The 6619-nt window shown below is 53.4% G+C and carries 6 protein-coding genes; 5 read left to right on the forward strand and 1 reads right to left on the reverse strand.

What is annotated here, in order from left to right; all coding sequences use genetic code 11:
* The coding region (locus tag FBQ85_24645; protein ID MDL1878321.1) for a hypothetical protein at positions 1–1417 on the reverse strand (1417 nt) is incomplete at its 3' end.
* 237 nt (positions 1418–1654) lie between these two features.
* On the opposite strand from FBQ85_24645, the gene FBQ85_24650 reads away from it, so the two are divergent.
* The 5 genes from FBQ85_24650 to FBQ85_24670 form a co-directional block, all read left to right on the forward strand.
* Positions 1655–2191, forward strand: coding sequence for a hypothetical protein (locus FBQ85_24650; protein MDL1878322.1), 537 nt, complete (start codon positions 1655–1657; stop codon positions 2189–2191).
* A complete protein-coding gene (locus FBQ85_24655; protein ID MDL1878323.1) occupies positions 2188–3519 on the forward strand; it encodes a DUF4115 domain-containing protein in 1332 nt (443 codons plus the stop codon). Before FBQ85_24650 ends, FBQ85_24655 begins: the two co-directional genes overlap by 4 nt.
* 79 nt (positions 3520–3598) lie before the next feature.
* On the forward strand, positions 3599–4054 hold the full coding sequence (locus FBQ85_24660; GenBank protein ID MDL1878324.1) for a hypothetical protein: 456 nt from the start codon (positions 3599–3601) through the stop codon (positions 4052–4054).
* 53 nt (positions 4055–4107) lie between these two features.
* A complete protein-coding gene (locus FBQ85_24665) occupies positions 4108–4875 on the forward strand; it encodes a tetratricopeptide repeat protein (GenBank protein ID MDL1878325.1) in 768 nt (255 codons plus the stop codon).
* A gap of 476 nt (positions 4876–5351) precedes the next feature.
* Positions 5352–6619: hypothetical protein (locus FBQ85_24670; protein MDL1878326.1), on the forward strand; the 1268-nt coding region annotated here is incomplete at its 3' end.

The raw sequence follows: 6619 nt of genomic DNA on the forward strand, positions 1-6619 counted from the left end.
GGCCGATGCCGCCGCCATAAATAACGCCTTCCGGGCTTTGTTTGATAACGTTGAGATGCGATTCCAATCCCTCGGGGCGGGAATAATAATGCATATTCCGCTCGCGATCGAGCCGCAGCACGCCCGGCATTTCATCCTGGCAAATCCACAAATTCTGTTGTTGATCTGAGAACAAAAAGGACAGCACACGATTGCCGTAATGCGGCACCATGATCTTTGTCACGCGGCCCTCGGTATGATGCGTCACAAAACCGTCGCGATAGCCCGCCCAAATCTTTCGTTCTTCACAGGCCAGGCTCAAAATCAGGCTTTCCTGTTTTTTGAAAATGGCCTGGCTATGAAACGCCTCGCCGTGCGGCGTAATTTTGAAAATCGATTCCCCGTCGGTCGTTAAGACATTTCCATCACAATCAATCGTCACGGCGTGAATATAAGGGCCTACCGCATCGAGGTCGAATTCCGCAAAAAACGTTTTGTGCAAAAGCGCAAGTCCTTCATCTGCGCTCACCCAAAGTCGCGCCTCCGGTGAAACATAAAGTGCATTCACAACGAGAAACGGCAGCGCATCATATTTTTGCGGCGCCCTCTCGCCCTGAGACAGGCGCCAGCGATAAAGCCCGTCGCGCCAGGTGCCGAGATAAACGTCGCCATTCGCCTCTTCTGCCAGGCAGGAAACGCCGCCCTCGATCATCGCGAGCGGCTTCCAAGCCAGGCCTTTTAAGTCCGGCGTGAGCGTCATCTCAAAAAGGCCGTTATTGCTGCCAACCCAGAGGCGGCCGCCCGGCCGCATCAGCAATGCTTCAATCGAAAATGTGGTTGCCGGCAGGCGCTCGGCAATTTTGTGAAAGGAATCTTGGGCAGGATCAAAATAAAACAAATAACCCCGCTGCGATGTTGCCAGCAAGCGTCCCGCCTCATCTTCGGTAAACAAAAATGACCGGGTATAACTGTCGGCGCGGTAAATTTCATTAAAAAGATATCGCCGGAATTTGCCGTTTTGATAGCGCACCACGGCGTCCGGCTCGCTGATCCAAAGCGCGCCGTTTTTGTCTTCGTAAATAGTCTTGGGATAATGCAACGTGGAATCCGTCCGCATGCGACTTCCGGGCAAGAACGGTTTGAAGATAGTGGTATCGCCGCGCGACTGAATAACGCTGACGCCCAAATCCGTGATAGCAAGCAATCGGCGATCGCGTAGACTATAGAAATTTTTGACAAACGGATTCGGCAGAGACTCGGTGTAGGTTAGGAAATGGCGACCATCGAAGCGGACCAACCCGGCGTCGGTGCCAATCCACATGAAACCGAGATCATCTTGCCAGATGGCTTTGGTGAGATTCGTGGGCAGGCCTTGCTCAATGCCGTAGGTCACGGCATTCATTTGTTGAGAAAACAATGAGGCCGTGGTGGAGAACAAAAACAACCAGAAGTAGTTTGTTCGAAAAGGCTGGCAGCGAGGCGATGGCTTCGCGTTGAGAAGATTTTTCATAACGGCTGCGTTTTAGACATTGATCAAGAATAACGCTTCGCACGCTCCCGTCATCCCGGCGTAAAATGATGAAAAAACGCTTGAAAAGCAACGGCATTCTTTGAGCCGGGGCGCAAGGATAAAGCACTTGCATTTGGGAAATTTCAACTATACTTTAATTGCCCGATGGTACGTCATGGAAGCGAGGCTATGGTGGCGGAGCAAAAAACACCGGCCTGGCACGAGGCCCAGCAAGGCCAACTCGAAGCGATTCGAGAAATCGTGCTAGGGCCCCCGATGCGTGAAGTTGAAATGCGCCAACAAAAACTATCCCGGCAAATCGAGCAACTGGTTGTGCAGCAGCAGGAGCTGCGTTTGGCGTATGACCAAAAACTGGGAGAAATACAGGCGGACTACGACGAACGTTTGGAACGATATGCCCGGCGCCTTGTCCGGCATCGCAGCCGCGTCAAACGCAAGCTCGAAGAACTGGAGACTGAGCTGCAACGCATGCGCCGGCGCGCCAGAGCCGAGCGCAACAACCGGATCAAACTTGCTGAACTTTTAGAGGGCTGGGCGAAGCAATTACGCTCGGCCCCGTCCTCGCGCACGACGGCGCAATCCAACCCCAATTCATCCAAATCCACCAAGTCTCGATCCAGCAAACGACGCGCGCTTAAGACGGCTTCTACCGGCAAAGGGAATGACCACAAATCGCCATGAGCAGTGATGCGCAAAATACCGCAGGCGTCGAGCGCTTGCGCGAGATTTTGCTCAGCCAGGATCGTGCACACCTGAAGACCCTCGAGCTGGAGTTGCAGAATCTCCGCCACACGATTGCCGACAGGGAAGCGTTGCTGGCCTCACTCAACCCGGTGGTGGCAGATTTGCTGGAACGAAAAATTGCCAGCTCGGGCGCGGAAATGGCGGAAATCGTTGCGCCGCTGATGGGGCCGGCCATCAAACAGCAAGTCGCCGAATCCAAAGATGAAATGGTCGAGGCGCTTTATCCGGTGATCGGCCAAACCGTGCGCCGCGCGGTGGCGGAAGCCATGCGCAAGCTCGTCAAGCAAATCAACGAACGCCTCGATAAGGCATTCAATCTCCAAACCACGTGGGCGCGGCTCAAAGCAAGAATGATTGGGATGCCTGAGCCGCTCGCCGCCCTTCCGCAAGTTTTTCCTTTTACAATCGAACAACTTTTCCTCATTGATCAGCGCACCGGCTTGCTCATGGCGCACGCGCCCGCTGCACCAGAACATGAACACAACGGCAAACTGCAAATGATGAGCGGCATGCTCACCGCGATTCAAGATTTCACCAAAGATGCATTTGGCTCTGAGAATGCCGGAGATTTGCACGAGGTGAAATACGGCGACAAGATGATCTTTGTCGCGGCCAATCCTCCGGCCTTCCTGGCGGCGGTAACTATGGGCGCGGCGCCTCTGCAATTTTCAGACAAGCTGCGCGGCTTGCTCCGGCGCATTCACAACACCTGGCATCACGAGTTGCGCGCGTTTGACGGCGAAGCTTCAACGCTGCAAGCGGTGGTGGCGCCCATGCAAAAATTTCTCACGATATTTTCGGAGTCCGTTGCGGCTTCCGCCGAGCCGAAAAAAAGGCCGGGTTCTCATTGGTACACGACCACAGTTGCCAAAATCAGTTACGGCGTTTTGATGGGGATGCTCTTCGCCGGCGCAGCGTGGTTCTTTTGGCAGTCGCGTGCAACACCACCGACAGCACAAGCGCCGGCACAGGCAGCGGCGCCGCCGGCGCTGCTTACAGCCGGGCCAAACTTGATGCGATTAGAAGCGCGCCTGGACGGCAGGGTTTGGATGAAAGTGGTGACGGATAATCAGGATTCAACCGATTTCATTTTTCAACGCGGTGAAGTTTATGCCTGGCGCGCCCGCGATCATTTTCGCGTGGCGGTCGGAAATGCCGGGCAAACCGAACTTTTTTTGGATGGCGAATCTTTGGGGTTGCTGGGCGAAACACAGCAATCCGTGAGGTTACTAATCACGCACGACGGCATTGTTGAAAAATATTAGATCGTGAACGTTTGCGTTTGAATTAATTTTTAAATGTTCAAGCACGAATAATTTTGATAAAATCATTGAGGAGGCTGTTATGAGGAATGCAAAATTTGACCTGCTCGCCCCGCTGTTACTCCTGCTCTTGCTGCTGCCATATGTTGCGTTTTCCGAGGTTGATCCGGACAAACAGTTCCGCTTTCTGCAAGAGATCTACAATCGCCACGACAAGAATTTGAGCGAATTTCTGGTAAGCGAACTCACACAATTCACCCTGCTTTTTCCGGAAAGTGAAAGAACGCCGGAGGCGCAATACTTGATCGGGAAAGTCCATCAGGAAAAAGGCAATAAAATGGCGGCGTTTGCGGCATTCTTGAAAACGGTATATCTCTATCCCGGTACGACCTGGAAGGATGAGAGCGCAAAAGAAGCCCGTAAAATCGTCATGGAGGAAGGCGCCTTCAAAGACACCCGGACGTCATTGCTGGCGGCCTGGAGAGTCCGGGCGCCGGCGCAACGCCTGCAGAACGCTATTACGATTATCTCAAATTAGCCGCCACGATTGGACGCGCAGAGTTATGCCCGGAGTTCATTGCCGATACCCGCATGTTTGTCTCGCGATTTCCCGAGGAAACGAGATTGGACGACGTTTGGCGCTGGCAGGCGGATTTTTATGCGCTGCAAGGCGAGCACCGCGAAGCGAACCTGAGCTATCTGCGCCTGGATTATTGCTGCCCGGAAAGCCCGCATCTGCCTTATGCGCGTTACACGCGCGGCATGCTTCTCTCGAAAAATCTTGGCGATCACAAACAAGCGCTGGAGGTATTGGCGCAAGTTGTCGCAAATCATCCGCAAAGCGAATTTGCCGCAGCCGCGTTGTTTAGCATGGCGGAGATCAAACAAGACAAGACGAAAGATTATGCCGGGGCGCTGGCGGATTATCGCAAATTCGCCGACACAGATCAGGACAGCATAAAAACAGCCGCGGCGCTGCTGGCGATTGCTGAAATCAACGCGAATAATCTAAAAGATTACACCGCCGCAATTGCCGCATACCATGAAATTGTCGAGAAACACGGAGGCAACAACCGCGGCCCGCAAGCGCTCGAAAAAGCCGGAGATCTTTACAAAGACAAACTGAACGATCCCGCAAAAGCCGCAGAACATTACGCCGCGATTGCGGAGCAATATCCTTATGATGACAAAGCCACGGATATGCTCTTGAAGGCCGGCGCTGTGATGGAAGACAAGGCCAAGGACTACAAGAAAGCCATCGAATATTACAGCATCATTCTCGAAAAATTTCCCAATCACAAGAACGCGAATGAGGCCAGAAAACGCATCGAAAAAGCGCAAAGCAAAACCGGCGAATGATGATGAGGATTCTGTTCATGTCGCGGAGCGGCAGCCGGGTTCGGGGCAAATCGCGCAGACATGGTTAGCTTGAGTGTGAATTGCCCCAGCCGGAGGTTATTCACGAAAAAATTTGTTGCGTTGCTCATGCGTTCACAATCAAGAAAAACAAAAGCTTGCTTTCTCGCCAGCCGGGCTGCTTCACTTTGGCATCAGTATTGATGTCTGTGAAAATCAAGTCGTGCGATACTCTTCTGGTGGGGCGTAATACGCCTGACTGCATTTGATTCTTGCAACACCGCCTCTTGGCCAGACAGTATTGATGGTAAGACTACTTGACATTGCGCTCACGACTTTTTGTGGCACCGGCTGGCGGTCAAAAGTTTTTACATCTCTTGAGTTGCATCTGACCGCTGGCCTTATTATGTTACAATGCCGACACAAGTCGGACGGTTGTATAATTGGAAGAGGGTGTGAACCAAAAAGAGGAGTCGAGGATGTCTAAAAAATTTTTACCAGCTCTACTAGCGGTGTTATTGCTCGGATCGTTCGCATACGCGCAAGAGCGCGCAGGCTCCGTCGCATTTGGCGTTCGCGGGGGCATCACGAATTATCAGGGTGATGATTACGATTCCGCCAAACAACGCGCCTACGGCGGCGTGGCGGCAGAATATTTTCTGACCGATCGTTTCTCGCAAGAAGCGGCATTGAACATCGGTGAATTGGCGGGAGAAACCGGAGCTGCTGATTTTCGTTCCGTGGTGAGTAGTTTGAGCTTGATGGGCCGTTTGGCCTTACTCGGCGGCGGTTTTCGTCCTTATTTGGCGGCTGGCGCGGAGTTGGTGGGCATTGATCCCGATGGCCCGGTGAATCTGGGTTACGATCGCAAATCATTCGCAGTGCCGTTCGGCGGCGGTTTTCAAATTGGATTAGGCGAGAACACGGCGCTGGATTTGCGCGGTTTGTACCACTACGCTTTTGATGATCTGTACGACGGCCAGGACACGGAAAGCTCGGATGATGCCTTCATCACTGGCACCGCCGGCTTGACATGGTTTGCCGGCGGCAATCCCGACAAAGATGGCGACGGGCTCACCAACAAGGAGGAAAAAGCGCGCGGCACGAATCCCAATCTTGCCGATACCGACGGCGACGGCTTGACGGATGGCGAAGAAGTGAATTTGTACAAAACCGATCCGCTCAAAGCCGATTCGGATGCGGACGGTTTGAGCGACAGCGATGAAGTCCGCAAGCACAATACCAATCCGAACAAAGCTGACAGCGACGGCGACGGCCTGAGCGACGGCGATGAAGTAACAAAGCATAACACCAATCCCAGCAATGCGGACAGCGACGGCGACGGTTTGGCCGACGGCGCTGAAATCAACCAGCATAAAACTGACGCCAACAAAGCCGACACGGATGGCGACGGCCTGCAAGATGGCCGCGAAGTGACGCAGACCAAAACCGATCCGTTGAAGGCTGACACAGACGGCGGCAGCGTGAACGACGGCACGGAAGTCACGCGCGGCACCGATCCCAATAATGGTGATGATGACGTGCCGAAAGTCGTGAAAGCCGTAGAAACGCTCAAAGTCGAAGTGGGTAAAGCCATCGTGCTCGAGGGCGTGGTTTTCAAAAGCGGCAGTTCGGAGCTTTCGCCCGAATCTGAGGCGATTTTGACGCAGGCGTATAACACGCTCAACGAAAACTCCGAAATCGAAGTTGAGATTCAAGGCCATACCGACAATCGCGGCGGCCGCGC

The organism is Cytophagia bacterium CHB2 (assembly GCA_030263535.1).
Taxonomy (GTDB): Bacteria; Zhuqueibacterota; Zhuqueibacteria; order Zhuqueibacterales; family Zhuqueibacteraceae; genus Coneutiohabitans.